This is a genomic window from Vogesella aquatica, assembly GCF_028548455.1.
In the GTDB taxonomy this organism is placed as follows: Bacteria; Pseudomonadota; Gammaproteobacteria; order Burkholderiales; family Chromobacteriaceae; genus Vogesella; species Vogesella aquatica.
This window is the reverse complement of the sequence record NZ_JAQQLF010000015.1, coordinates 26,156-51,982: the sequence shown is the minus strand read 5'-3', so window position 1 is coordinate 51,982 and position 25,827 is coordinate 26,156. Positions and strand designations below refer to the sequence as shown.

The following is a 25,827-nucleotide window of genomic DNA, read 5'->3' as shown; positions in this document are numbered from 1 at the left end:
GAAATGTCACATGCCGGGTGAATGTCGGGGATAATGGCGGCCTGCATTTTCCGGGCCTCCATCATGAAAACCCTGCTTGCCGGCGCGCTGCTGCTGGCCCCCTTGTTCAGCCATGCCGCCGGCGTGGCCACCTTCAGCCCGCAAGGCGAGGTGAAGGCGCCGCAACAGGTGCGCATCAGCTTCAGCACCCCCATGGTGCGCCTGGGCGACAGCCAGGCCGCCGCGCCGCTGCAGTGGGACTGCCGGCTGGACGGTAGCGGCCACTGGGTGGACGACAAGAGCTGGGTGCTGGACCTGCGCACGGTGCCGGACGCCGACACCCGTTGCCGCTTCAGCCTCAAGAGCGGGCTGAAAGATGTGCAGGGCGTGGCGCTGGCGCCAGCCAGCTACCAGTTTGCCGCCGGCGCGCCCAGCATCGTGCAGAGTTGGCCGCAGGATGGCGAGCGCATCGAGGAAGACCAGGCTTTCGTGCTGCGCCTGAACGCCCGCCGCAGCAGCCTGCCCGGCCTGTACTGCCAGAGCTCGGCGCTGGCCGAACGCCTGCCGCTGCTGCCGCTGCCCGCCGCCGAGCGTCAGCGCCTGCTGCAGCACCTGAAGCTGGAAAAAGACGCCGCCAGCGTGCTGACGCTGCGCTGCGGCCAACGTCTGTCGGCCGACAGCAAGGTGTCGCTGCACAACCCGCGCCCCGGCGAAGCCGAGCGGCTGGATTTCCGCGTGCGCCCGCCGTTCAGCGCTACCCTCAGCTGCAGCCGTGACAACGCGCGCGGAGCCTGCATCCCGTTCAAACCCATCAGCCTGGTGTTCAGCTCGCCGGTGCCGGCGGCGCAGGCCGCCGCCATCCGCCTGCAAGGGGAGGGCGAGGCCAAGGCCCGCACGCCGCAGCTGGACGGCCAGCGCGGCGAGCCGGTAGACAGCATCCAGTTCAAGCCGCCGTTTACCCCGCAGCAGACGCTGCAGCTGCAGCTACCCGACGGCCTGGTGGACGAGGTTGGCCGCAAGCTGGTGAACGCCGCCAAGTTTCCGCTGGCCGTGCGCATTGGCGACTTTCCGCCGCTGGCCAAGTTTGCCGCCGCGCCGTTCGGCATTATCGAAGCCGGCAGCGACGCCAGCCTGCCGGTGACGCTGCGCGGCGTGGAAGCCGCGCTGCCGCTGCGCAGCGTGTCGCTTACCGGCCAGGGCGTGCTGGCGCGCGACGACCGCAACATGATGCGCTGGCTGGGCAAGGTACTGCGCTACCACGAAAGCACGCTGCCGCAAGGCCAGGGCAAGGAGGTGGAAAGCCGCCGCCTGTCGCTGCTGAAAAAACTGCCGCAGGCGCACAAGCTGTCGCTGCCGGCGCAGCCGGACGCCAAAGGGCGCTGGCCGTTCGAGGTGGTGGGCATTCCGCTGCCGCAACGTGGCCTGCACGTGGTGGAAATCGAATCGCAGCTGCTGGGCCGCGCCTTGCTGGGCAAAGCGGCACCGATGTACGTGCGCAGCGCGGCGCTGGTGACCAACCTGGCGGTACACCTGAAGCGCTCGCCGGAAAACGCCGCGGTGTGGGTCACCTCGCTGGACCGCGCCGTGCCGCAAGCCGACGCGCTGGTCAGCGTGTACGACTGCCGCGAAACGCTGCTGTGGCAGGGCCGCACCGGCAAGGACGGCGTGGCGCGCATCGCCAAGCCGCTGCCGGAAGCCCAGTGCGACGGGCCGGAAAGCCTGGACGGCCTGTTTGTCACCGCGCGCCTGAAACTTGCCGACGGCAGCGAGGACGTGTCTTTCGTGCGTAGCGGCTGGAACCGCGGCATCGAAAGCTGGCGCTTCCCGTTCCCCACCAGCAGCGGCGAGCAGCCGTCGGTGGTGGCGCACAGCATTCTGGACCGCAGCCTGCTGCGTGCCGGCGAGATGGTATCGATGAAGCACCTGCTGCGGGTACAGAACAGCCGCGGTCTGGCGCTGCTGAAAGCCGGCGAGCTGCCGCAAAGCGTGCGCATCAAGCACGATGCCAGCGACGACGAGTTCGTGCTGCCGCTGCAATGGCGCCGTGGCCGCTACGCCGAAACCAGCTTCACCCTGCCCAAGGCCGCCAAGCTGGGCGAATACAGCATCTACCTGCTGCGCAAGGGCAGCCGCAGTAGCGGCGACCACCAAGCCGCATCGCTGGCGCTGGACGGCTACGAGCTGTACAGCGGCAACTTCCGCGTGGAGGCGTTCCGCCTGCCGGTGATGAGCGGGCGCATCGGCTACCCGGCCGGCGCCGGCATTGCCGCCGAGCGGCTACCGCTTAGCGTCAACCTGGCCTGGGGCAACGGCGGCGCGGCGCGCAACTGGCCGCTGCAAGTGAGCGCCATGCTGCAAGCGCGCTACGAGCAGCCGCGTGGCTACGACGGTTTCAGCTTCAACCCGCCGCAGGGCGGCGACGAGGACGAGGCCGAGCGCAACAAGCTGGACGGCAAGGTGGTGCTCGACAAAGCCCCGCTGCAGCTGGACGGCAACGGCAACGGCAAGCTGGCCATCGACAAGCTGCCGGCGCTGGACCGCCCGTACTGGCTGCTGGCCGAAGCCAGCCTGCGCGACCCGTCCGGCGAAACGCAGACCCTGTCGCGCATGGTGCCGCTGTGGCCGGCGGCGCTGCAGGTGGGCGTGGCGGTGGACGACTGGGTCTCGGTGGGCCGCACGCTGAGCGTCAAAACCGTGGTGCTGGACACGCTGGGCAAGCCGCAAGTTGGCCGCAAGGTCACGCTGCGCCTGGCCAGCCACCATTACCTGTCCAGCCGCAAACGGCTGGTGGGCGGTTTTTACGCCTGGGAGCACACGCACGAGCGCAGCGACGAGGGCAAGCTGTGCAGCGGCACCACCGACGCCAGCGGCCTGCTGGTCTGCGAGCTGTCGCCCAAGGAAGAAGGCAATCTGGAAGTGATTGCCGAAGTCGACGACGACAAAGGCCATACCGCGCGCGCGGCGCAGCAGGTGTGGGTCAGCCGTCACGACGAGGTGTGGTTCGACGTGGCCGACAACGACCGCATCGACCTGCTGCCGGAGCAGCGCAGCTACAACCCCGGCGATACCGCGCGCTTCCAGGTGCGCATGCCGTTCCGCAAGGCCACCGTGTGGCTGGCCATCGAGCGCGAAGGCATCATCGACACCCGCGTGCTGCAGCTGGAAGGCAAGTCGCCGGTGGTCGAGCTGAAAGTGGGCGAGGGCTGGGGGCCGAACGTGTACGTGTCGGTGCTGGCGGTGCGCGGCCGCGTGCGTGACGTGCCGTGGTACTCGTTCTTTACCTGGGGCTGGAAAACGCCGGTGGAGTGGTGGGACGCCTACTGGCATGAGGGCAGCGACTACACGCCACCGTCCAGCATGGTGGACCTGTCGCGGCCGGCGTTCAAATACGGCGTGGCCGAGATCGAGGTCGGCGACAAGGCGCGCCGCCTGCAGGTAACGGTGACACCGCAGCGCAGCCGTTACGGCATCCGCGAAACGGTGCCGGTGCGCATCCAGGTGCGCATGCCGGACGGCAAGCCGGCGCCCGCCGGTAGCGAGGTGGCGTTTGCCGCGGTGGACGAAGCGCTGCTACGCCTGCAACCGAATAACAGCTGGCAGCTGATGGAGGCGATGTACCAGCGCCGCAGCTACGGCGTGGACACCGCTACCGCGCAGCTGGAGGTAGTCGGCAAGCGCCACTACGGCCGCAAGGCGCTGCCGCCGGGCGGTGGTGGCGGCCAGGCGCCCACGCGCGAGCTGCTGGACACGCTGCTGCTGTGGCGGCCGTCGGTGGTGCTGGACGCTAACGGTGCGGCCAACCTTGACGTGCCGCTGAACGACGCGCTGACCCGCTTCCGCCTGGTGGCAGTGGCCGACGTGGGCAGCCATTTCTTCGGCACCGGCCAGGCCGACGTGGACGTGGTGCAGGACGTGCAGATCAGCAACGGCCTGCCGGCGCTGGTGCGCGAGGGCGACCAGCTGGCCGCCACCGTCACCGTGCGCAACGGCAGCGACAAGGCGCTGACACTGGACGTGGCCGCCAGCGCCGGTAGCCAGAAGCTGCCGCCGCAGCGCATCAGCCTGCCGGCGGGCGAAGCACGCGAACTGCGCTGGCCGTTCACGGTGCCGGCCGGCATCGACACGCTGGACTGGGTGATCAGCGCGCAGGCGGTGGCCGGCAAGGGCAGCGACCGGCTGGCTTTCCGCCAGCAGGTGGCGCCGGCAGTACCGGTGACGGTAGAGCAGGCCACGCTGCTGCGGCTGGACGCGGCGCAAACGCTGCCGGTGGGCCTGCCGGCCGGCGCCTTGCCGGGGCGCGGCGGGGTCAGCGTGAGTCTGCAATCGCGCTTGGGCAGCAGCCTGCCGGGGGTGCAACGCTGGTTCGAGCAATACCCGTACAGCTGCCTGGAGCAACGCGCGTCGCGTGCGCTGGGCACCGCCAATGCCGCGCAGTGGGACGCGTTGGGTAAAGAGCTGCCGCTGTACCTCGACAGCGACGGCCTGGCCGCGTACTTCCCGCTGTCGGAAGGCAGTGGGCCGTGGGGCAGCGACGTACTGACCGCCTACTTGCTGCAAGTAAGCCATCAGGCCGGGCAAGCGCTGCCGGAAGGCCCGCGCCAGCGCATGCTGGCCGGCCTGGCCGCCTTTGTGGAAGGCCGTTTGCAGCGCCCGCTGCCGCTGGCCAGCCAGCACCGCGACGCGCGGCTGCTATCGGCCATGCTGGCATTGGCACGCCACGGCAAACTGCAGCCGGCCATGCTGGAGGTGCTGGACGGCCAGACGCAGCGCTACAGCACCGCCATGCTGATCGACTGGCTGGAGCTGCTGCAGCGCACGCCGGCGGCGGCCAACCGTGCCGCTGCCATGGCGCAGGCCGGCCAGCTGCTGCGCAGCCGCCTCAGCTATCAGGGCACGCGGCTGGTGTTCAGCAGCGAGGCCGACGACAACGCTTGGTGGCTGATGGGTAGCGCCAACCAGAACGCTGCCCGCCTGCTGTTGCTGGCCAGCACGCTGCCGGACTGGCAGGCCGACGTGCCGCGCCTGCTCACCGGCCTGCTGGCGCGCCAGCAGCGCGGCCACTGGCAGGGCACCACGGCCAACCTGTGGGGCAGCCTGGCGGTGGCGCAGTTCTCGCGCCAGTACGAAAGCGTGCCGGTCAGCGGCAGCAGCAGCGTCACGCTGGGCGGCCGTCAGGTCAGCCTCAGCCCCACCGATACCCCGCAGCGTTTGCCGCTCTTGCCGTGGCCGGCGGGCGGCAAGGGCACGCTGACGCTGGCGCACCAGGGCAGCGGCGCGCCGTGGGCCACGGTGGAAGCGTTGGCCGCGGTGAAGTTCAGCGGCGAGCGTAGCGCCGGCTACCGCATCAGCAAGACGCTGACGCCGGTCAGCCAGCAGGTGTCCGGCGAATACCGCCCCGGCGACGTGATGAAGGTGACACTGCGGATCGACGCCCAGGCCGACATGGGCTGGGTGGTGGTGGACGACCCGGTGCCGGCCGGTGCCAGCATTCTGGGTAGCGGGCTGGGCAACGACTCGGCCATCGCCGTGGCGCAGGCGCGCGAGCGCGGCAACGGCTGGGCCGACTATATCGAACGCCTGCCGGGCAACTACCGCGCCTATTACCGCTACCTGCCGCGCGGCGCGCTGACGGTGGAATACACGGTACGGCTGAACACGCCGGGCCGCTTCCAGCTACCGCCGACGCGGGTCGAGGCGATGTACGCGCCGGGCGTGTTCGGCATGCTGGCCAATGCGCCGTTCGAGGTGGCCGGTGCGCGCTAAGGCCATGATCGGGCTGTGGCTGGCAGGGTTGGCCGTCGCCCAGCCGGTGGCGGCCAACCCCGGCTTTGCCGAGGTACGCGCCGCGTGGCGGCCGTCGGACGTGATCGTGCTGGACCGCCACGGCACGCCACTGCAGCGCGTACGGCAGGACAAACGCGCGCTGCGGCTGGACTGGCTGCGGCTAGCCGATACCTCGGCGCCGCTGCGTTACGCGCTGCTGCTGTCGGAAGACCGCCGCTTTTACCAGCACAGCGGCGTGGACTGGTCCGGCGTGGCTGCGGCGGCCTGGGGCAACCTGTGGCACAGCCGCACCCGTGGCGCGTCCACCCTCACCATGCAGCTGGCCGGCTTGCTGGACGCCGACCTGAAAGCCGGCAGCGGCGGGCGCAGCCTGTGGCAGAAGCTGGGCCAGACCTGGTCGGCCAGCGCGCTGGAAAAGCAGTGGCGCAAGGACGAGATCCTGGAAGCCTACCTGAACCTGGTGAGCTTTCGCGGCGAGTTGGTGGGGCTGCCGGCGGTGTCGCGCGCGCTGTTCGGCAAGTGGCCGCAGGGGTTGAACCGGCAGGAGTCAGCCATCATCGTGGCCCTGCTGCGCGGCCCCAACGCCGGGCCGGAGCGGGTAGCCGCCCGCGCCTGCGGCATCCTGCGCGACATGGCGCTGGACACTGCCCGCCAGCAGCGCCGCCCGCCGCCGCCGGACGCCACGCTGCAGCGCGATTGCGACCGCGCCAGCATCCAGACCCGCCAGGCGCTGGCGCGCCGGCTGCCGGTGGTGGATACACAGGCGCAGCTGGCGTCGCACTTCGCCCAAAAACTATTGCAACAGCAGCCGCAGGCGGCCGGCAGCGTGCTGCGCAGTACGCTGGATGCGCCATTGCAGCGCTTCGCCAGCGCCTTGCTACAGCGCCACCTGCTGGCGCTGCGCCAGCGCAATGTGCAAGACGGCGCCTTGCTGGTGCTGGACAACGCCAGCGGCGACATCCTGGCCTGGGTGGGCTCCAGCGGCGCCTTATCCGCTGCGGCCAACGTGGATGGTGTCACCGCCTTGCGCCAGGCCGGCTCCACGCTGAAGCCCTTCCTGTACCAGCTGGCGCTGCAGCAGCATTACCTGACCGCGGCCAGCCTGCTGGACGACAGCCCGCTGGACCTGCAAACCGCCGCCGGCCTGTACGCGCCGCAAAACTACGCGCGCGACTTCAAGGGCCCGGTGTCGGTGCGCAGTGCGCTGGGCGCTTCGCTCAACATCCCCGCGGTACGCACCATCACCATGGTCGGCCCCACTGCGCTGCGCGACCGCCTGTACGCGCTGGGGCTGCACAGCCTGCAGCAGGACGGCGACTACTACGGCTACAGCCTGGCGCTGGGTGCGGCCGACGTACGGCTGATCGAGCTGGCCAACGCCTACCGCACGCTGGCGCAAGGCGGGCTGTACAGCCCGCCGCGCTGGACGCTGGCACAGCCGCCGGCCACGCTGCAACGCCAGCTGGACGCGGCGTCCAGCTTCATCGTCAGCGACATGCTGGCCGACCGCAGCGCGCGGGCGCGCACCTTCGGGCTGGAAAGCGTGCTGTCCACCCGCTACTGGAGCGCGGTGAAAACCGGTACCAGCAAGGACATGCGCGACAACTGGGCCATCGGCTACAGCCGCCACTACACGGTGGCGGTGTGGGTGGGCAACGCCAGCGGCGAACCGATGTGGGATGTGTCCGGCATGCACGGGGCGGCGCCGGTGTGGCAGGGGGTAATGGACTGGTTGCAGCGCGGCCGGCCATCGCTACCGCCCACGCCGCCGGCCGGGGTGAGCCAGCGCCGCGTGCGCTACGCCGGTGGCGAAGAAGCGATGCGGCAGGAGTATTTTCTGGCTGGTACCGAGCGCACGCTGATTACCGGCCAGCCGCGTGGCAGCGCGCAGCCGCCGGGCATCGTGTCGCCGCTGGGCGGCAGCATCTACGCGGTGGACCCGGACGTGCCGCCAGCCAACCAGCGCCTGCTGCTGCATGCACGCGGCGTAGCGGCGGCGCAGTGGTGGCTGGACGGCCGCCTGCTGGGGCGCGGCGAGCGCCTGCCGTGGTTCCCGTGGCCGGGGCGCCACGTGCTGGAGCTGCGCGACGGCCGCGGCAAGGTGGTAGAGCGGGTGCGTTTCGAGGTACGCGGCGCGGTGGCCAAGCCGGGCACGCAGCGCCCGGCCCGCGTAGGTTAGCGGCAGGCTTACGCGGCCAACCTTTTCGCCATCTCGGCCAGGCGCTTGCCCTGGGCGATGGCCAGCTTCTTTTCATCCTCGCTGATCGGCGCGTTGTTGCTGCCGGCCACGTGGGTCACGCCGTAGGGGCTGCCGCCGGTGGTGGTGTGGCTGAGCGCCGGCTCGCTGTACGGCAGCCCTACCAGCAGCATGCCGTGGTGCAAGAGCGGCACCATCATGGTCAGCAGCGTGCTTTCCTGGCCGCCGTGCTGGGTGCTGCTGCTGGTGAACACGCAGGCCGGCTTGCCAGCCAGCGTGCCCTGCATCCACTGCGGGGCGGTGCCGTCCAGAAAGTATTTCATCGCGGCGGCCATATTGCCGAAGCGGGTGGGGCTGCCCAGCGCCAGGCCGCTGCATTCGGCCAGGTCTTGCGCCTCCACGTACGGTGCGCCGCTGTCCGGCACCGCCGGGGCGGTGGCTTCGCACACGGTGGACACCTTGGGCACGGTGCGCAGGCGGGCGCGGCAGCCTTCCACGCTATCGATGCCGCGGGCAATCAGGCGTGCCAGCTCGCGCGTGGCGCCGTGCTGGCTGTAGTAGAGCACCAGAATTTCCTGCATGGTCATTCCTATCGGTTAACATTGCGGATCTGAAAATTTTACCTGACATTGCAGACTTATCGTGACCAAGCCATTGTCTTTCTGGGGCTTTGCTGCCTTCCTGCGCCGCCGGCTGGCGCAACAGCGCGTGATGCAGGTGGCCGGCAGCCTCACCTTTACCACGCTGCTGGCACTGGTGCCGCTGCTGACTATTGCCATTACCGTGATGTCGGCGTTTCCGGTGTTTTCCGACTACAGCACCCGCTTCAAGGTGATGCTGCTGTCCACGCTGGTGCCGGAATTCGCCGGCAAGGTGATCTCGGTATACATGCGCCAGTTTGCCGATAACGCCGAAAAGCTCACCGCCGCCGGTATCGTGATGCTGGGCGCCACCTCGCTGATGCTGATGGCTACGGTGGAACGCACCTTCAACAGCATCTGGGGCGTGCGCCGCGCGCGGCCGTGGCTGCAGCAGAGCATGGTGTACTGGACGGTGCTGACGCTGGGGCCGCTGGCGCTGGGCGGCGGCCTGCTGGGCTGGCGCTTGCTATTCAAGCTGACGCATATCGAGCGCATTTCGCCGCTGCTGGACGACACGCTGCAATCGGTGGGCAGCGTGACGCTGACCATGCTGGTGCTGGCGCTGGTGTTCCGCATCGTGCCCAACCGCTACGTGCCGGTAAAACACGCCATGCTGGGCGGCCTGCTCACTGCCGTGTTGCTGGAAGTCACCAAGCTGGGCTTCGGCTTTTACATCGGCCAGATTGCCAGCTACCAGCTGGTGTACGGTGCCTTTGCCAGCGTGCCTATCCTGCTGCTGTGGCTGTTCTGCCTGTGGCTGGTGGTGCTGGCCGGGGCGGTGCTGACGGCGTCGTTCTCGTACTGGGAAGGCGGCGCCTGGCAGCGCCGCAACGAGCCGCGCCGCCGCTTCCTGGACGCGGTAGAGGTGCTGGTGATGCTGGATCGCGCCCAGGACGAAGGCCGCGCGCTGCGGCCGGAAGACCTGCGCCGCGAGGTAAAAGTGGGCTACGACGAGCTGGGCAGCGTGCTGGACCGGCTGGCGCAAGCCGGTTACGTGCAGCGCGGCGCGCGCGATGGCTGGGCGCTGCTGCGCCGCGCCGAGCAGATCGACCTGGCCGAGCTGTTCCGCCTGTTTGTGTACCGGCCGGAGCAGCACGCGCAGGACGACGAGATCGCCGCCGAGGTAGAAGCGCTGCTGGGCAGCACCATGGCTCAGCTGGGCGAGGTCTCGGTGGCGGCGTTTGCCCGCCGTGTGGGGCGGAAGTAAGCGGTATTGGCGTAGAAGGCCGCGTCCTGTTGCGGCCACCAGCCGGGCAGGCCCAGCAGCGGTAGCGGCAGCAGTTCGCGCGGGCGGGTCAGCCAGCTGTCGTCCTGCAGCAGGGCGGCCAGGCGCGCGTCCAGCTGTTGCTGGCGCTGCGCGTAGTCCAGCGTAAAGAATGCCGGCTCAACCGGCAGCAGCAGCGCCTTGCCGCACCAGCCAATGTGCATGGCCAGCCCCTGTTCGAACAGCGCGTGGCCCAGCACGTGGGTGTCGATGCGCGTGCCCCAGGCGTCGGCGTGCGTCACCAGCAGCGTCTGCCAGTCCATGCCCTGCAGCGCGGCAGCCAGCGCCGGGTCGGCCACCGGCACGATCACCCCGCATTCATCCAGCAGCGTGGCCGCGTCGCGGAACGGGCCGCGGCCCACCTCGCCGCGTTCAATGGCGCGTACGTGGCGATCGTTCAGTGCAGTTTTGCTGCGCGGCCACGACAACCACGCCAGCGCGCCAAACCAGTCGTGCCAGTTTTGCGTGCGGGTGGGTACCTCGCCGTGGGCGCCGATGTGCATTTCGTAGTACAGCGTAGGGTCGAGGTCGCAGGCAAAGCGTAGCCCCGGCGGCAGCGCCTGGCCAAGCGCCCGGGCGTGGGCGGTCAGGCGGTCGAAGTCGGCCTGTTGCGGCCAACCCTGCGGCTGCAGCGCCTGCCACGGCGCCAGGCTGCGGTACAGCGGGTGTGCCGGCCACGGTGCAAAGCCGGCGGGCAGGCAGCCCTGGGCGATCATGCGCATGGCGCGGGCTTACTGTGCCTGGCTGGCGGCAACGTTGGCCGCAGCTTGCGGACGGGTAAGGTGGTGGATGGCGACAGACAGTACCACGCCGATGACGGCGAGCAGGGCAAGGCGTTGCAGCAGGTTCATGTGTATGACTCCGTATTCGGAAAGACAAACGCCACCCGGCGGGGTGGCGTGCAGGTCGGGGTGGCGCCCCCGCCGGGAATCGAACCCAGAACTGCCCCTTAGGAGGGGGCCGTTATATCCATTTAACTACAGGGACAGCCAGAAACTTGGTATTAGGCGTTGCGTGCCACCGACAGGCGGGCGATTTCGGCCATGGCCGCTTTGTGTTCGCTATCGGGCAGGGCGGCCAGGGCGGCTACGGCGCGTTCGGCGGCTTTTTCGGCCTCGGCACGGGCGTAGTCCAGCGCGCCGCAGGATTGTACCGCAGTCAGCACTTCATTGAAACGCTCGCGGCTGGCGGCTTCCAGCGATTCACGCACCACGGTGGCGGCCTCGGCCGGGCCCTGGCGCATGGTGTAAATCAGTGGCAGCGTGGGCTTGCCCTCGGCCAGGTCGTCACCCAGGCTCTTGCCGATGGTGGCTGCGTCGCCGCTGTAGTCCAGCACGTCGTCGATGATCTGGAAGGCGGTGCCCAGGTGCATGCCGTAGTCGGCCAGTGCCTGTTCTTGCTCCGGCGTGGCGGCGGCGATGATGGCGCCCACGCGGGTGGCGGCCTCGAACAGCTTGGCGGTCTTGTACTGGATCACTTTCAGGTAATCGTCTTCGCTCACATCCACGTTACCGATGTTCAGCAGCTGCAGCACCTCGCCTTCGGCGATGATGTTGGTGGCGTCAGCCATCACTTCCAGGATGCGCATGCTGCCGGTGGACACCATCATCTGGAAGGCGCGGGTGTACAGGAAATCACCCACCAGCACGCTGGCGGCGTTGCCGAACATGGCGTTGGCGGTCTGGCGGCCACGACGCATGTCGGATTCGTCCACCACGTCGTCGTGCAGCAAGGTGGCGGTGTGGATGAACTCGATCATGGCGGCCAGCTCGAACAGGTGCTTGTCACCGTAGCCCAGCGCACGGCCTGCCAGCAGGGTCAGCATCGGGCGCAGGCGCTTGCCGCCGGCAGAAATGATGTACTCGGCCACCTGGCTGATCAGGACAACATCGGAATGCAGACGGGTGCGGATAGCCTGATCGACGGTGTTCATGTCGTCGGCGGTAAGCGTGCGAAAGAGCGGAGTGGATGACATCGCGACCGGGTTCTTTGTATGAATATTGGCTGGAAAACCGCGCGATATTAGCAGAGTTGGCCGCACTCGTGCCATGGTCGCCCGGTTACACAGTGTTGTTTTGACGAGAAAATTGACAACAAACAATCACTTGCGTATAGTATTGCGTTCTTCGCGCACATCGCGCGCAGACAGAATATTAGGAGCTATACGAATGTATGCGGTCATAAAAACTGGCGGTAAACAATACAAAGTTGCCGTTGGTGAAAAACTCAAAGTAGAACAGATACCTGCAGACATCGACAGCCAAATCGTACTGGAAGAAGTGCTGATGGTTGTGGACGGTGATCAGGTTTCCGTAGGCGCCCCGCTGGTAGCTGGCGCAAAAGTGCAGGCTACTGTTGTTTCCCACGGTCGTGGCGACAAGGTACGTATCTTCAAGATGCGTCGTCGTAAGCACTACCAGAAGCACCAGGGTCACCGTCAAAACTTCACCGAAATCCGCATCGACGCGATTTCCAAGTAAGGATAAACAGACATGGCACACAAAAAAGCAGGCGGTAGCTCCCGCAACGGTCGTGACTCCGAAGCCAAACGCCTGGGCGTTAAGGTTTACGGCGGCGAACTGATCCCGGCTGGTTCCATCATCGTGCGTCAGCGCGGTACCAAGTTCCACGCTGGCGAAAACGTTGGCATGGGCAAGGACCACACCCTGTTCGCGAAAGTGGACGGCTATGTTGAATTTGCTGTTAAAGGCTCTTTCAACCGCAAGACCATTACCGTTGTTCCGTACACCGGTGTTGACGCCGAGTAATCTCGCGTTGACGAAAAAAAGCCCTATCTTGTGATAGGGCTTTTTTGTTTAAGCTAATCGCGTTGGTTCTGAGGCGTGAGGCGCAAGCGGCTGCAGCCAAGCCCTGGCAATGCAGTTTTGGCGGCTGTTTGCGCCTGACTCCTCGGTAATACTGGAGGTTCCATGAAGTTTATTGATGAAGCGCGTATCGAAGTACGTGCAGGTAAAGGCGGTAACGGCTGCTGCAGTTTCCGTCGTGAGAAATTCATTCCGCGCGGTGGCCCGGATGGTGGTGATGGGGGGCGTGGCGGCAGTGTCATTGCCATTGCGGACGAAAACATCAACACCCTGGTGGAATACCGCTTCGTGAAGAAGTATCTGGGTGGCCACGGCGAAAACGGCCGCGGTGCCGACTGCTACGGCAAGGGCGCCGAAGACGTGTACCTGCGTATGCCGGTGGGCACGCAGATTATCGATGCCGATAGCGAAGAAGTGGTCGCCGACCTGACCTTCAACGGCCAGGAAGTAGTGCTGGCCAAAGGCGGCAAGGGCGGCCTGGGCAATATCCACTTCAAGAGCTCGGTAAACCGCGCCCCGCGCCAGTTTACCCGTGGCGAAGTAGGCGATATCCGCAACCTGAAGCTGGAGCTGAAAGTGCTGGCCGACGTGGGCCTGCTGGGCATGCCGAACGCGGGCAAGTCCACCTTTATCCGCGCCGTGTCCGCCGCCAAGCCGAAAGTGGCCGACTATCCGTTTACCACCCTGCACCCGAACCTGGGTGTGGTGCGCATGGACGATACCTCCAGCTTCGTGATCGCCGATATTCCCGGCCTGATCGAAGGCGCTGCAGAGGGTGCTGGCCTGGGCCACCGCTTCCTGAAGCACTTGCAGCGTACCGGCATCCTGCTGCACCTGGTGGACCTGGCCCCGTTTGACGAAGCCGTGGACCCGGTAAGCGAAGCCCGCGCCATTGTGGAAGAGCTGAAAAAGTACGACGAAGAGCTGTACCACAAGCCACGCTGGCTGGTACTGAACAAAGTCGACATGCTGCTGGAAGAAGAGCGCGACGAGAAGGTAAAAGCCTTCCTGGACGCCTACGACTGGCCGCAGCAGCAGCCGGACGACCGCTTCGGCTTCGACATGAACGCGCAGCGTTACTTTGTGATCTCCGGCCTCACCGGCGAAGGCACCCGCGACCTGGTATTCGCCATGAACGAATACATCAAGGTACTGCGCGAGCAAGAGCGTAAAGCCCGCCAGCTGGCCGAAGAGGCCGAGCGCGCCGCCAAGCTGGCCAAAGCCGCCGCCGCGGTGATCCAGCCGGCCCCGGCCGATGACGCCGCGCCCGCTGCCGATGCCGCTGGCGATACCGTCGCCATTGACGAGTAAGACCCCACCTCTGACAATCCGGTCTGTTTCCTGCAGACCGGATTGTTTCCTTGGATTCCCTTTCCGAATTTTTCCGCCCGGGCATGGCCCCGGACAGCCTGCCGGCGTTATCGCGCCTGAGTGCGGCCTGGCCTTACCTGGCGGTGTTTGTCACCCTGTTTCGCGGTGGCGACGAAGAAGTGCTGATGCGCCTGCTGGTGCTGCGCGAGCTGGGTAGCCGCGCCGACTCACCGTACTGGACGCCACAAGACATCGCCCAGCGCTTTGCCTACCTGAACGACACCAAGCTTGGCACCATCCTGGGCCGCCTGCGCGAGGGCGAGCTGCTGGTCTACGACAGCGACGCCGGCCACTATGCGCTCAGCGAAGGCGCGCGCGTGGCGTTGGCCGCGCTGGCCACGCTGATCGACTTTGCCGGCGACGACGTGGAGCTGGGCTACCTCACCAGCCAGGTGGCCGCCGGGCAGTCGGTAGGGCAGGTGTCGGACGAAGCCATGCAACACCTGCTGGCGCGCCTGAACGAGCTGCACGCCGAGTTTGCCGACGCGCTGGAAAGCCAGTCCGAATTCCGCATCCGTGCGGCGCAGCACCGGCTGGAGTCGGTATGGCGCTGGGTGGGCAAATCCACCGAGGTGATACGCAACCTCACCCGCGACGACACCCTCACGCTGACCACGCTGAACCAGGCGCAGGCCATTGCACTGACGCAAAGCCGCATGCTGGCGCTGGCCGGTACCTTCGAGCGCCGCCTGGCGCAGCTGGCAGCGCAGCGCGTGCACCTGGGCAGCTCCGGCCTGACCTCTACCGATATTGCCGACTGGCTGCGCCACCAGGGCGGGGCCACGCTGGCTGCGCTGCTGGGCAATGCGCTGTCTTTCGGCGTGGAGCCGGCTTTCCTGACTACACCCGAGCTGGGCGACGTGGCCGAGTTCGAGCTGTTGGGCCGCGAAAGGTTGGCCGCAGCCGATACGGCGCTGCCACAAGCGGCCAGTGCCGAAGCCGCCGATGCACCGGAGATGGAGCGCCTGCTGGAAGCCGAGGCGCTATACGACAGCCTGCTGCAGCTGGGGCTGGACGGCGCGCCGGGCGAGCAGGGCTACCCCATTGCCGACGCGGTACTGGCCGACAGCTACAACGAAACCGCCTATCGCCTGTCGCTACTGTCGCTGCTGGGTGACCCGGAAAGCAGTAGCGACCAGAGCGTGGTGGCGGCGCTGGCGCGCCTGCCGCTGCAGCTTGCTGGTGGCCATAGCATCATTACCCCCGATCACCCCGAAGTCGCCACGCTGTCCGATGCGCGGCTGATAGCGCAGAAACCCTGAGCATGGAACAGCAACTAACCACCCTGATTGCGCGCCTGCTGGCGCACCGCGTATTGCCGCGCAGCGACGCCCTGGCGCGCCGCGCGCTGCTGGACGAAACCTTCCGCCTGGAGCTGGACCAAAGGTTGGCCGCAGCCGGCCTGCAGCTAGTAGAAAACCCCTACGCCGAGCACATCGCCGTGGCACTGCTGCCGGCGCTCACCGAGCCGGTATTCGGCAGCGGCGAGGCCTGGCTCAACAACAACCTGGGCCTGCCGCGTGACGGCGTGGCGCTGCTGGTGATTGTGTGGGCGCTGATTATTTTACCCAAGCGCGAACGCCAGGTATCGCGAGTGGCCGCCGGCAACGAGGGCCAGCACGATATGTTCGGCGCGCAAAAGCCGCTGGAAACCGGCGACACCGTGTCGGTGGGCGTGTCGGAAGACGCGCTGTACGCCGATTTTGGCAAGCAGCTGGGCGGGCGTACGCGCTTTAACGCCAACCTGGGCCGCCTAGTGAACCTGGGTTTTCTGCAGCGGCGTAATCGCTGGCTGGTAGAAGGCCCGCTGCTGGACGTGATGATCGATTACAGCCAGCTGGCGCCGCGCATCATAGAAGGCGCGCTGGCCGACGTGCTGTCGCGCCGCGGCCAGCTATCACAGCACCTTACCGCGCAGCAGCTGCAGGACGGCCCGCCAGGGTTGGCCGCAGACAGCGCAGAAACAGACAAGCCACACGAGGAGCAAGCCTGATGTTCCAGATGAAATCGGTAGAAATGGTGCACTGGGACTTCTGGCAACGCCTCACCGTGCCGCTGGACGCGCAGATCGTCACCATCATCGGCCCCAACGGCTCCGGCAAGACCACCCTGCTGGATGCCATGCGCACGCTGCTGGCCATCAAGTGTTCCGGCAAGCGCGACTACAAGCGCTACGTGCGTAACAACCGCGAGCCGTATGCCTTTCTGAAAGGCGTGGTAGACAACCCGCGCCGCCTGCAGGGCGGCCTGTACCCCACGCCGTTCTTCCCGCTGCTGCAGCCGGAAGTCACCCTGCTGTGCCGCATCAAGAAGCAGGGCGGCGACTGGGTGCGCCACTACGCCATTCTGGAAGGCGACGTGGCGCTGGACCACGCTACCGGCGATAGCACCGTGCCGTGGCTGGGCGTGCAGGAATACCGCCGCCGCCTGGAGGCCGCCGGCCTTACCGCCGCCGTGGCCGAGGTGCTGGCGCTGGAGCAGGGCGACACCGACAAGCTCACCGAATACAGCCCCAAGCAGCTGCTGGACCTGGTGTTCCAGGTGTTTGGCGATAAAGACGTGCTGACCAACTACCAGCACGCGCGCGACGAACAGAAAGCCGCCGAGGCCGAGTTGGCCGCACTGGGCCGTCAGGAAGAGGCACTGCAAGGCCGCGTCGAGATGATGAAAAGCCGTGCCAGCCGCTACCTGGAGTGGGTGGGCCTGAGCAAGCGCATCACCCGCCTACGCGACGAGGCGCTGCCGGTGCTGGGCCTGATCGACGGCCGCGCCGCCACCGGCAAGCTGTGGCAGGACTACCGCCGCCTGCAGGGCGATTACCTGGGCGTCAGCCGCCAGCACCGCGACACGCTGCAGCTGGTGGCCACGCTGCGCGAGGCAGAAAGCAGCGCGCTGGCAGCGCGTGACGCGGCAGAAACGGTGCGCAAGCAAGCGCAAGACGCCTTCATGCAGGCGCGTGACGCCGAACGCGACATTGCCAGCCAGCTGAAAGAGCGCGACCGCCTGCAAGCGCTGGCCAGCCGCGAATACGGCGAAGACGCCGCCACGCTGGGCCACAAGTTGGCCGCACTGCGCGACGCCAACGAGCGCCTGCGTGACACGCTGAAAGCGCAAAAGACCGAACGCGACGGCTACAGCGCCGAGCTGGCCGCGCTGGAGGGCGGCAAGCCGCGTGCACCGGAAGACGTGCGCCACTTCCGCGCCGCGCTGGACGAAGCCGGCATCGGCCACCAGATGCTGGCCGACATTATCGAGGTGACCGACAGCCGCTGGCAGGGCGCCGTCGAAGCCTTGCTCAAACCGTACCGCCACGTGGTGCTGCTGCAAGACGCCGCCGACCGCCGTGCCGCCTGGCAGCTGGGCGAGAAGCTGCGTTACCGCCACTTTGTGGTACCGGAAACCGCCAGCGCACCGCGTGCGCGTAGCGGTAGCCTGCTGGAAGTGGTGCGCTTTGCCGCCGACGCGCCGGACTGGCTGTACCAGCAGATGAACCGCGTCAGCCGCGTGGCCAGTGTGGCCGACGGTGCTGCCGAAGACGGCGACTGGATCACGCCGGAAGGCTACTTCCGCGAGCGCCGCGGTGCGCGCCACATCGGCGTACCGGCGCACGATTTCGCCTTTGGCGAAGCCGCGCGCCAGGCCCGGCTGCAGGCGCTACGCGACGCGCTGAAAGCGCTGAACGTGGCCATGCTGCGCCACGAAGAGCAGCTGGTGGCCGGCACCCGCGAGGCCGCGCAGCTGGCCGAGTACCTGTCCGGTATGGACGCCATCCGCCTACTGGATAGCCGCGCCGAAGAATTTGCCGCCCTGGCGGCACAGGCCGACAGCCTGAAGCAGGCGGTGGCCGAGGCCGGCGAAAGGTTGGCCGCCGCCCAGGCCGAGCGCGACGCCGCCGAGCAGCGCTACAGCGACGCGCGTATCGCGCACGACCGTGTGTGCCAGCGCGAACAGGACAGCCTGCAGCGCGAGCACAAGGCACGCGCCGACATGGAGCAGGCACGCCGTGCCATCCGTCGCCATCTGGCCGAGCTGCGCGACTGCCGCAGCCACTTGCCGGCCGCGGCGCAGGATGCGGTCTTTGTGGCGCAGCTGGCCGACGAGTTCGAATCGGCCGCCGACGTGCGCCACGAGATCAACTATCTGGAAGAAAGGTTGGCCGCAGGCGAGTGGGAGCGCGACGACGCGGTACTGCAGCTCAAAGACAAGCTGCAGGAAGACCTGAGCAGCCTGACGCGCGAATGCCAGCGCCGCCAGGCCGAGGTAGAACGCGCCGCCGGCCTGACCAGCGATGCGCGCGACGCCTACCTGGGCAAGCTGCGCGCCACGGTACGCGCCTACGGTCACAACGTGAAGCGCCTGGGCGAGCTGGCCGGTATTGGCGTGGAAGTGGAGCTGCCCACGCTGGCCAACGACGACGCCTTGCTGGCGCAGGCCGGCCTGGTGCTGAAGTTCAACTTCGACCAGAAAGGCCTGATGGGCCTGAACGACGGCGAAGCGTCCGGCGGCCAGCAGGTAATGAAGTCGCTGATCATGCTGATCGGCCTGATGATGGACGAAAGTAACCCGTCCGGCTTTGTATTCATCGATGAGCCGTTTGCCCACCTGGACATTTTCAACATCGACCGTGTGGCGGGCTTCCTCAAGGCCACCGAGGCACAGTACCTGATCACCACGCCCAATACGCACAACATCAATATCTTTGCGCCGTCCGGCCTGACGCTGGCTACGCGCAAGAAGCGGCCGGGCGAACAGTGGGCACCGCCTATCCTGCAAACCCGCCGCCGTGTGGATGCGGCGTCATAAACCCCAACCCGGCCTGGCCGGGTTTTTCTTTGGTGCGCACTTGATAACAGATGGATAGACATTCGTAACGTATGCTAATAGAATGGCTTTTTTTGACTTTGGCATAAATCATGAAAAAGCTTGCGCTTGTGTCCCTGCTGTCTCTTGCCCTGTGCGGCCCTGCCCAGGCCTTTGGCCTGAACACCTTGCTGAGTGCCGGCACCGATCTGGTGAAGTCCGCCACCCTGTCCGACGCCGAAGTGCAGGCCATGGCCGCCGAGTCCAGCAAGGCGCTGGACAAGCAGGCCAAAGTGGCCGCCGCCGGTAGCCCGCAAGCCAAGCGTCTGGCCAAGATCGTAAGCGGCCTCAGCAGCGAAGATGGCCTGAAGCTGAACTTCAAGGTGTATCTGGATAAAGAAGTCAACGCCTTTGCCATGGCCGACGGCACCGTACGCGTGTACAGCGGCCTGCTGGACAAGATGACCGACGACGAAGTGCGCTATGTCATTGGCCACGAAATCGGCCACGTGAAGCTGGGCCACAGCAAAAAAGCCATGCAGGTTGCCTACGCCGCTTCTGCCGCGCGCAAAGCGGCTGCCGGTAGCGGTAACGCCAATGTGGCGGCGTTTTCCGAGTCGGAAATGGGCGAGCTGAGCGAGCAAATCCTGCACGCGCAGTTCTCGCAATCGCAGGAAAGCGATGCCGATGCCTATGCTGTAGATTTTCTGAAACGCCATAGCTACAAGCTGGACGCCGCGCCGTCTGCCCTGCGCAAGCTGGCCGCGCTGTACGGCAACGACAGCAGCCTGCTGTCCAGCCACCCGGCCGCCGGCGACCGGGCCGACAAGGTAGAAAAACTGATCAAGTAAGCCTGCCGGCACTGCCGCAGATGCTGAATCGCAAGCCCTTTTGCCATGCAAAAGGGCTTTTTGTTGTGCTATTGCACCATTAGGGGCAAACGGGTTTGCCGTGCCGCAAAGGCCGGCCTGCTTTGCCGTGTGCGTGTTTGTCATGGCCGCTACACTAATGGCTCGATGAAACCTGCGAGAGCGCATCATGACAAAACGACTTCTGGCCGTGCTGGCCTCCCTGGCCATGCTGGCGCCTTGCGTCCAGGCCGAGACACTGGTGGATGCGGCCAACCCTGCTGCCTTGTCCGAGCTGGCGCGTGGCTACGGTTCGGCCGAGCTGGGTAAAACCGAGCGTGGTAACCCGAAGATCAAGGGGCGCATGGATGGCATGGCCTATACCATTTTCTTTCTGCAGTGCGAGAAGGGGGAAAAGTGCCGCGATGTGCAGCTCAGTGCCGGTTGGTCAGGCTACGAGGTCAGCCAGGCTCAGCTATCGGCATGGAATAGCAGCAAAAACTACAGCAAGGCGTATCTGGACGAAGAGAACGACCCGATTCTGGAAATGGATGTGGTGATGAGCCCGGGGATGAGCCCGGCAGCATTCGAGCGCGCATTGGGGCTATGGAAAAAAGCGCTGCGTGATTTTCGCAAGGACGTGCTGAAAGTGGCCGATTGACACCGCATCTGGCCCTGGTGTCACGCCATGGTCATGTTGGGCATGACAAAACCAAGCACTTGCTCGACAATGTCGGCTCACCGATTCGGGAGATTCCCATGCGTACCCTGACTTCCTTGCTGGGCAATTCACAAAAGCTGGACGGCGGCGCCATGTTCGGCAATGCGCCGCGTGCAGTATGGGCCGGCTGGCTGGCACCGGACGAGCAAAACCGCGTGCCACTGTGCTGCCGCTGCCTGCTGGTAGAAGAGGCGGATGGTCGCCGCATCTTGCTGGAAACCGGCATCGGGGCATTTTTTGCCCCCAAGCTGCGCGAGCGTTACGGCGTGCTGGAGGAAAACCACGTGCTGCTGGCGTCGCTGGCCGCACACGGGCTAAGCCACGAGGATATCGATGTGGTGGTGCTGTCGCACCTGCATTTCGACCACGCTGGCGGGCTGTTGGCCGCATGGGATGGCGGGCCGGCGCGCTTGCTATTTCCCAATGCACAGATCGTGCTGGGGCGCGAAGCCTGGCAGCGCGCACTCAACCCGCACCCGCGCGACCGTGCTTCGTTTGTGCCGGAGTTGGTGGCGCTGCTGGAAAGCTGTGGCCGCCTGGTGCTGGTGGATGGCGAGCAGCCGCCGGCCTGCCTGCCGGCGGACTGGCGCTTTGGCGTGTCGCACGGCCATACGCCGGGCATGCTGCTGGCCGAGATCCCCATGCCGGATGGCCCGGTGGTGTTTGCTGCGGACCTGATTCCCGGCGCGCCGTGGGTGCACGTGCCCATCACCATGGGCTACGACCGTTTTCCCGAGCAGCTGATAGACGAAAAGCGCAGCTTGCTGCAGCGCCTGGTGGCAGCGCACGGGCGCTTGTTTTTTACCCACGACCCGGCTGTGGCCTGTGCGCCTGTGCTTTTTGATGCCGACAAGCAGCGTTTTGCGGTGATGGCGGGGCAGGCGAGCTTGCAGCGGCAGGCTAGCTAGGCCACGTTTGTACTGCCTGGCCGTGCCGGTGGCGGGGTGTTTTGACAGAGCTGCTTTTTTGTTATGCCAGTGGAAATGTGTGGCGTATGTTTAACATATTATACGACACTTAAACGCATGTTTGCGGCACAATAAGCCACAGTTTTGCGAGGGGGGTACCCCCCGCAGTGCTGTGGCTTTTTTGTTGTATTAGCTAGCTTATTGCCTTGTTTTTTAAAGATTTATGACGGGCGTGCTAAGCAGCGCTTTGGCGGTTTTGTGGCGGGCTTACTAGTGGCAGGGCTGCCATCTGGCGCTCGCTGTGTTTAATAAATTGCTCGGTTTGTGTTGCGGGCTGGCTATAATGCCCCCACAACAAAAGTAACAAGCCGATTGAGCGTGGCCGTTTTGCCTGCCTGTTGCAGGCCGGGGTCACACTTGCCGAAACACTGCATTGGGAGAAGGAGACTCAGACATGCTTGTCTGGTTCGTCGTCATGTATCTGGCCGTTACCGTGGGTATTGGCCTGTACGCATCTACACGCGTGAAAAACGCAAAAGATTTTGCTTCTGCTGGTGGAAGCATGCCGTTGCCTGTCGTGACTGCCATGGTATTCGCTACCTGGTTTGGTTCCGAGGCGGTGCTAGGAATTCCATCCACGTTCCTGGAGGAAGGTTTTGCCGGCATTATCGAAGACCCGTTCGGTTCGTTCGGTTGCTTGATGCTGGTGGGTGTCCTGTTCGCCCGCCGACTGTACCGCATGAACCTGCTGACCATTGGTGATTTTTTCCGTAATCGCTACGGCAATACTGTAGAAGGCATTACCAGTGTGGTCATCATCTTGTCTTACCTGGGCTGGATTGCCGCACAGATGACCGCGCTGGGCGTGGTATTCAACGTGCTGTCCGAAGGCAGTATTACCACGACCCAGGGTACGCTGATCGGTGCCGTGATCGTACTGGTTTACACCTTGTGTGGTGGCATGCTGTCCGTGGCGTTTACCGATTTCCTGCAAATGTCGGTGATCGTGGGCGGCCTGATTTATCTGGTGTATCTGGTGTCGGGCATGGCTGGCGGTTTTGACGTGGTGGTGGCCAAGGCAGCTAGCGAGAACAAGCTGTCTTTTATCCACGACACCAGCCCCAAAGGGATTGTGGCCTTTATTGGCGCGGCGGTAACCATGATGCTGGGTTCCATCCCGCAGCAGGATGTGTACCAGCGCGTGATGTCGGCCAAGAACGAAGACGTGGCGGTAAAAGGCTCCATTCTGGGTGCCTGCATGTATCTCACCTTCTGCATGCTGCCTATTTTCTTGGCCAGTGCTGCGGCCCTGATCGACCCGGAAATGGTGAAGGCCCAGTTGGGGATTGACCCGCAGATGGTGCTGCCACGTCTGATTCTGGACAAGACACCGCTGTTTGCCCAGATCATGTTCTTTGGCGCGTTACTGTCGGCCATCATGTCTACCGCATCGGGTACGCTGATGGCACCGTCGGTTACTTTTACCGAGAACGTGTTGAAGCACTTCATGCCGAAAATGACTGACCGTCAGTTCATCAAGGCGATGCGTATTGCTATTGTGGTCGCTGCAGTATCAACCACCGCTTTTGCGCTGTATTCCGATGCCAGCATTTACGAGATGGTAGGCAATGCTTACAAAGTAACACTGGTGGCCGCTGTCGTACCGCTGTTTGCCGGTCTGTTCTGGCAGCGTGCCACTACGCAGGGGGCTTTGACGTCCATGCTGCTTGGTGCTGCTACCTGGATCCCATTGGAACTGACGCTAACCGACGATGCCTTCTGGCCACCACAGCTTGCCGGCTTGCTGATGAGCCTGCTCGGCATGGTTTTGGGTAGCCTGTTGCCACAGATCATTGGCGATTACCGCCAGGCTGGCGCTCCGGCTCAGGTGGCTGGGCATACGCCGCCGCAAACGCAGGCGGGCTAAAGTGCTCTACCTGCTGCCAGACAGGGGACCATGACTTTGGGTCGGGCAGCAGGGTCATCCTGATACCGGGGCATCTGCCCCGGTTTTTTTGCGTGAACAGTTTGTTGCGCCGTGGCCGCTTGCCCACTGTCCAAGCACATGGCATGGTGAGTAAATGAAAACGACCCCTGTGCGCCTTGCCTATCTGCTGCTGACCCTGACTGCGCTGTTCTGGTCGGGTAATTTCGTGCTGGCCCGTGCCATGCACGCCAGCGTCGCCCCGATGACGCTCTCCTTTGCCCGCTGGGCCATTGCGCTGTGCCTGCTACTACCTTTTGGCTGGCGGCCAGCCTGGCAGCAGCGTGCATTGTGGCTGCCGCACTGGCGGCGCCTGCTGCTACTGGCGTTATTGGGCGTCACCGGCTTCAACTCGCTGGCCTACTGGGGCCTGCAGTACACCGCCGCCACCAACGCGGTGTTGCTTAACTCGTTTATTCCTATTCTGATCGTGCTGTTCGGTGCGCTGTTCTTCGGCATGAAAATCAGCCTGCGCCAGGCGCTGGCGGTAGGTATTTCTTTTATCGGCGTGCTGTTCATCGTGGCGCACGGCGACTGGCACAGGTTGGCCGCACTGGATATCAACCGTGGTGACGCAGTGGTGTTTCTGGCCATGGTGGCGTGGGCGCTGTACACCTTGCTGCTCAAACCCTTGCCTCCGCAGCTTGACCGCATCGGCCTGCTCACCGTGCTGGTAGCCATCGGCTTGCTGGGTATCGCGCCGCTGTTTGCGGCCGAGCTGGCCAGCGGCCGCCATACCCCGCTTAGTGGCAGCACGCTGGCCACCTTTGCCTACGTCGGTACGCTGCCGTCGGTGGCGGCGTACTACTTTTACAATCTGGGTGTGGCCCGTGTCGGCGCGGCGCGCGCCGGCATGTTCATCCACCTGATGCCGGGCTTCGGCGCCGTGCTGTCCATGCTGTTTCTGGGCGAGGCGCTGCAGTGGTACCACCTGGCGGGTATCGGGCTGATCCTGTCGGGCGTGGTGCTGGCTACCCGGGCGGGTAAGAGTTGAGGGTAAAGGGAGAGTATGAGCCGTTTCTGGAGCAACACGGTCAAAACCCTGCAGCCGTATGTGCCGGGTGAGCAGCCTCGTATCAGCGGGCTGATCAAGCTCAATACCAACGAAAACCCGTACCCGCCATCGCCTGCCGTGCATGCGGCCATCGCGGCGGCAAACGATGCGGCGCTGAGGTTGTACCCCGACTCGCAAGCCAGCGCACTGCGTGAAGGCATCGCGCGCTATTACCACCTAACGCCAGCACAGGTGTTTGTCGGCAATGGCTCGGACGAGGTGCTGGGGCTGGCGTTTCTGGCCTTGCTGAAACACGAGGCACCACTGCTGTTTCCGGATGTCAGCTACAGTTTTTACCCGGTGTACTGCGGCCTGTACGGTATTGCCTACCGTACCGTGGCGCTGACGGCAGACTTCCGCATCGCGGTCGACGACTACCGGCAGCCTTGCGGCGCCATCATTTTCCCCAATCCCAATGCGCCCACCGGTGGCTTGCTGCCGCTGGCCGAGATCGAAGACTTACTGCAGGCGCAGCCAGACGTGCCGGTGGTGATCGACGAGGCGTATATCGATTTTGGCGGCGACAGCGCGGTAGCGCTGATCGATCGCTACCCCAACCTGCTGGTGGTGCAGACGCTGTCCAAGTCGCGCAGCCTGGCCGGGCTGAGAGTAGGGCTGGCACTGGGGCATCCGCAGCTGATCGAGGCGCTGGAGCGGGTGAAAAACAGTTTCAACTCCTACGTGCTGGACCGCCCGGCGCAGGCCGGGGCGCTGGCTGCTTTCGAAGACGACGCTTACTTTCGCCAGTGCCGAGATGCCGTCATCAACAGCCGAGAGCGCCTGAATGCCGGTTTGCGGGAGCGCGGGTTTTCGGTACTGCCGTCGGCGGCCAACTTCGTGCTGGTGACGCACTCGCAGTATGACGCTGTGTGGTTGGCTGCCAAGCTACGCGAGCGCGCCATTGTTGTGCGCCACCTGGCCCAGCCCCGCATCGCGCAATATCTGCGCATCAGCATTGGCACCGGCGTCGAATGCGATGCCTTGCTGCAGGCACTGGACACCATTCTGAATTTCAATGGAGCAAGTACATGAGCGAGCAAGACAAACAGGCCGGGCTGGCGCGGCGCACGCAGGTGATGGGCGAGGCGTTTGCCACGCGCGCGATGAGCGATCTGGACGCTTTTAGCCGCCCGCTGCAGGACTGGCTGAACGAGCACGCCTGGGGCAGCACCTGGCAGCGCGACGGTATCGACCTGAAAACCCGTAGCCTGCTGACCTGCGCCATGTTGGCCGCACTGGGGCGCAGCCAGGAGTTGAAAGGCCATCTCCGCGGCGCCATCAATAACGGTGCCAGCCTGGTGGAAATCCGCGAAACGCTGCTGCACTGCGCCGTGTACGCCGGCGCACCCGCCGCGGTCGAAGCGTTCCGCGCCGCGCGCGAGGTGCTGGCCGAGCTGGGCTTGTCGCTACCGGACGACGCGCAGCCCTGATTGCGGCGCTTTGCGGCCAAC

General features: G+C 65.4%; 19 protein-coding genes and 1 tRNA gene. 16 read left to right on the top strand and 4 right to left on the bottom strand.

The annotated features are described in order from the left end of the window. Positions 1-63 precede the first annotated feature (63 nt). Both PQU95_RS12580 and pbpC read left to right on the top strand, forming a co-directional pair. Positions 64-5,742: an alpha-2-macroglobulin family protein gene (locus PQU95_RS12580; RefSeq protein WP_272752345.1), complete on the top strand. Its 5,679-nt coding sequence runs from the start codon at positions 64-66 to the stop codon at positions 5,740-5,742. Further along, positions 5,732-7,942: a penicillin-binding protein 1C gene (gene pbpC / locus PQU95_RS12575; protein WP_272752344.1), complete on the top strand. Its 2,211-nt coding sequence runs from the start codon at positions 5,732-5,734 to the stop codon at positions 7,940-7,942. The genes PQU95_RS12580 and pbpC overlap by 11 nt, the downstream gene beginning before the upstream one ends. Before the next feature lie 8 nt (positions 7,943-7,950). Here pbpC and wrbA read toward each other — a convergent pair whose 3' ends face one another. Beyond that, positions 7,951-8,541, bottom strand: a complete 591-nt coding sequence (wrbA, locus tag PQU95_RS12570; protein ID WP_026107906.1) for an NAD(P)H:quinone oxidoreductase — start codon at positions 8,539-8,541, stop codon at positions 7,951-7,953. A 61-nt stretch (positions 8,542-8,602) separates the two neighbouring features. Here wrbA and PQU95_RS12565 point away from each other — a divergent pair, with 61 nt between their 5' ends. Continuing rightward, on the top strand, positions 8,603-9,808 hold the full coding sequence (locus PQU95_RS12565) for a YihY family inner membrane protein (RefSeq protein WP_272752343.1): 1,206 nt from the start codon (positions 8,603-8,605) through the stop codon (positions 9,806-9,808). On the opposite strand, the gene PQU95_RS12560 is transcribed toward PQU95_RS12565, so the two are convergent. The 3 genes from PQU95_RS12560 to ispB form a co-directional block, all read right to left on the bottom strand. After that, positions 9,754-10,587, bottom strand: a complete 834-nt coding sequence (locus PQU95_RS12560) for a DUF3025 domain-containing protein (protein ID WP_272752342.1) — start codon at positions 10,585-10,587, stop codon at positions 9,754-9,756. The genes PQU95_RS12565 and PQU95_RS12560 overlap by 55 nt on opposite strands. 190 nt (positions 10,588-10,777) lie before the next feature. Next, a tRNA-Arg gene (locus PQU95_RS12555) sits at positions 10,778-10,852 on the bottom strand. 16 nt (positions 10,853-10,868) lie between these two features. After that, positions 10,869-11,840: an octaprenyl diphosphate synthase gene (gene ispB, locus PQU95_RS12550; RefSeq protein WP_272752341.1), complete on the bottom strand. Its 972-nt coding sequence runs from the start codon at positions 11,838-11,840 to the stop codon at positions 10,869-10,871. Positions 11,841-12,033: 193 nt separating this feature from the next. On the opposite strand from ispB, the gene rplU reads away from it, so the two are divergent. The 13 genes from rplU to PQU95_RS12485 all read left to right on the top strand — a co-directional run bounded on the left by rplU (position 12,034) and on the right by PQU95_RS12485 (position 25,806). Next, positions 12,034-12,345 (top strand): 50S ribosomal protein L21, encoded by a 312-nt coding sequence (gene rplU, locus PQU95_RS12545; RefSeq protein WP_017508667.1) that lies wholly within the window; start codon positions 12,034-12,036, stop codon positions 12,343-12,345. A 12-nt stretch (positions 12,346-12,357) separates the two neighbouring features. Continuing rightward, entirely contained in the window at positions 12,358-12,633 is a 276-nt protein-coding gene (gene rpmA, locus PQU95_RS12540) for a 50S ribosomal protein L27 (RefSeq protein WP_017508668.1), read from the top strand. Positions 12,634-12,795: 162 nt separating this feature from the next. Next, on the top strand, positions 12,796-14,001 hold the full coding sequence (gene obgE / locus PQU95_RS12535; protein WP_272752339.1) for a GTPase ObgE: 1,206 nt from the start codon (positions 12,796-12,798) through the stop codon (positions 13,999-14,001). Between the two features lie 50 nt (positions 14,002-14,051). Continuing rightward, positions 14,052-15,323: a hypothetical protein gene (locus tag PQU95_RS12530; protein ID WP_272752338.1), complete on the top strand. Its 1,272-nt coding sequence runs from the start codon at positions 14,052-14,054 to the stop codon at positions 15,321-15,323. Positions 15,324-15,325: 2 nt separating this feature from the next. Beyond that, a complete protein-coding gene (locus tag PQU95_RS12525; protein ID WP_272752337.1) occupies positions 15,326-16,054 on the top strand; it encodes a hypothetical protein in 729 nt (242 codons plus the stop codon). Further along, entirely contained in the window at positions 16,054-18,864 is a 2,811-nt protein-coding gene (locus PQU95_RS12520) for an ATP-binding protein (protein WP_272752336.1), read from the top strand. The genes PQU95_RS12525 and PQU95_RS12520 overlap by 1 nt, the downstream gene beginning before the upstream one ends. A 110-nt stretch (positions 18,865-18,974) precedes the next feature. Further along, complete coding sequence (locus tag PQU95_RS12515; RefSeq protein WP_272752335.1) at positions 18,975-19,712, top strand: M48 family metalloprotease; 738 nt, start codon at positions 18,975-18,977, stop codon at positions 19,710-19,712. Positions 19,713-19,899: 187 nt separating this feature from the next. Beyond that, positions 19,900-20,370: a YbjN domain-containing protein gene (locus PQU95_RS12510; RefSeq protein ID WP_272752334.1), complete on the top strand. Its 471-nt coding sequence runs from the start codon at positions 19,900-19,902 to the stop codon at positions 20,368-20,370. Between the two features lie 98 nt (positions 20,371-20,468). Continuing rightward, positions 20,469-21,338: an MBL fold metallo-hydrolase gene (locus PQU95_RS12505; RefSeq protein WP_272752333.1), complete on the top strand. Its 870-nt coding sequence runs from the start codon at positions 20,469-20,471 to the stop codon at positions 21,336-21,338. A 454-nt stretch (positions 21,339-21,792) separates the two neighbouring features. Further along, complete coding sequence (locus PQU95_RS12500; protein WP_272752332.1) at positions 21,793-23,265, top strand: high affinity choline transporter 1; 1,473 nt, start codon at positions 21,793-21,795, stop codon at positions 23,263-23,265. A gap of 154 nt (positions 23,266-23,419) precedes the next feature. Next, complete coding sequence (locus tag PQU95_RS12495) at positions 23,420-24,316, top strand: DMT family transporter (RefSeq protein WP_272752331.1); 897 nt, start codon at positions 23,420-23,422, stop codon at positions 24,314-24,316. Positions 24,317-24,331: 15 nt separating this feature from the next. Then, complete coding sequence (hisC, locus tag PQU95_RS12490) at positions 24,332-25,408, top strand: histidinol-phosphate transaminase (RefSeq protein ID WP_272752330.1); 1,077 nt, start codon at positions 24,332-24,334, stop codon at positions 25,406-25,408. Further along, positions 25,405-25,806: a carboxymuconolactone decarboxylase family protein gene (locus PQU95_RS12485; RefSeq protein WP_272752329.1), complete on the top strand. Its 402-nt coding sequence runs from the start codon at positions 25,405-25,407 to the stop codon at positions 25,804-25,806. The genes hisC and PQU95_RS12485 overlap by 4 nt, the downstream gene beginning before the upstream one ends. Positions 25,807-25,827: the final 21 nt, after the last annotated feature.

What these genes read in the sequence shown, in the direction of transcription:
- rpmA (WP_017508668.1), top strand. Translation starts at nt 12,358, where the DNA reads ATGGCACACAAAAAAGCAGGCGGTAGCTCCCGCAACGGTCGTGACTCC.
- PQU95_RS12495 (WP_272752331.1), top strand. Translation starts at nt 23,420, where the DNA reads ATGAAAACGACCCCTGTGCGCCTTGCCTATCTGCTGCTGACCCTGACT.
- wrbA (WP_026107906.1), bottom strand. Translation starts at nt 8,541, where the DNA reads ATGCAGGAAATTCTGGTGCTCTACTACAGCCAGCACGGCGCCACGCGC.
- PQU95_RS12505 (WP_272752333.1), top strand. Translation starts at nt 20,469, where the DNA reads ATGCGTACCCTGACTTCCTTGCTGGGCAATTCACAAAAGCTGGACGGC.
- obgE (WP_272752339.1), top strand. Translation starts at nt 12,796, where the DNA reads ATGAAGTTTATTGATGAAGCGCGTATCGAAGTACGTGCAGGTAAAGGC.
- PQU95_RS12510 (WP_272752334.1), top strand. Translation starts at nt 19,900, where the DNA reads ATGACAAAACGACTTCTGGCCGTGCTGGCCTCCCTGGCCATGCTGGCG.
- PQU95_RS12520 (WP_272752336.1), top strand. Translation starts at nt 16,054, where the DNA reads ATGTTCCAGATGAAATCGGTAGAAATGGTGCACTGGGACTTCTGGCAA.
- PQU95_RS12515 (WP_272752335.1), top strand. Translation starts at nt 18,975, where the DNA reads ATGAAAAAGCTTGCGCTTGTGTCCCTGCTGTCTCTTGCCCTGTGCGGC.
- PQU95_RS12580 (WP_272752345.1), top strand. Translation starts at nt 64, where the DNA reads ATGAAAACCCTGCTTGCCGGCGCGCTGCTGCTGGCCCCCTTGTTCAGC.
- hisC (WP_272752330.1), top strand. Translation starts at nt 24,332, where the DNA reads ATGAGCCGTTTCTGGAGCAACACGGTCAAAACCCTGCAGCCGTATGTG.
- ispB (WP_272752341.1), bottom strand. Translation starts at nt 11,840, where the DNA reads ATGTCATCCACTCCGCTCTTTCGCACGCTTACCGCCGACGACATGAAC.
- PQU95_RS12485 (WP_272752329.1), top strand. Translation starts at nt 25,405, where the DNA reads ATGAGCGAGCAAGACAAACAGGCCGGGCTGGCGCGGCGCACGCAGGTG.
- PQU95_RS12500 (WP_272752332.1), top strand. Translation starts at nt 21,793, where the DNA reads ATGCTTGTCTGGTTCGTCGTCATGTATCTGGCCGTTACCGTGGGTATT.
- PQU95_RS12525 (WP_272752337.1), top strand. Translation starts at nt 15,326, where the DNA reads ATGGAACAGCAACTAACCACCCTGATTGCGCGCCTGCTGGCGCACCGC.
- PQU95_RS12560 (WP_272752342.1), bottom strand. Translation starts at nt 10,587, where the DNA reads ATGCGCATGATCGCCCAGGGCTGCCTGCCCGCCGGCTTTGCACCGTGG.
- rplU (WP_017508667.1), top strand. Translation starts at nt 12,034, where the DNA reads ATGTATGCGGTCATAAAAACTGGCGGTAAACAATACAAAGTTGCCGTT.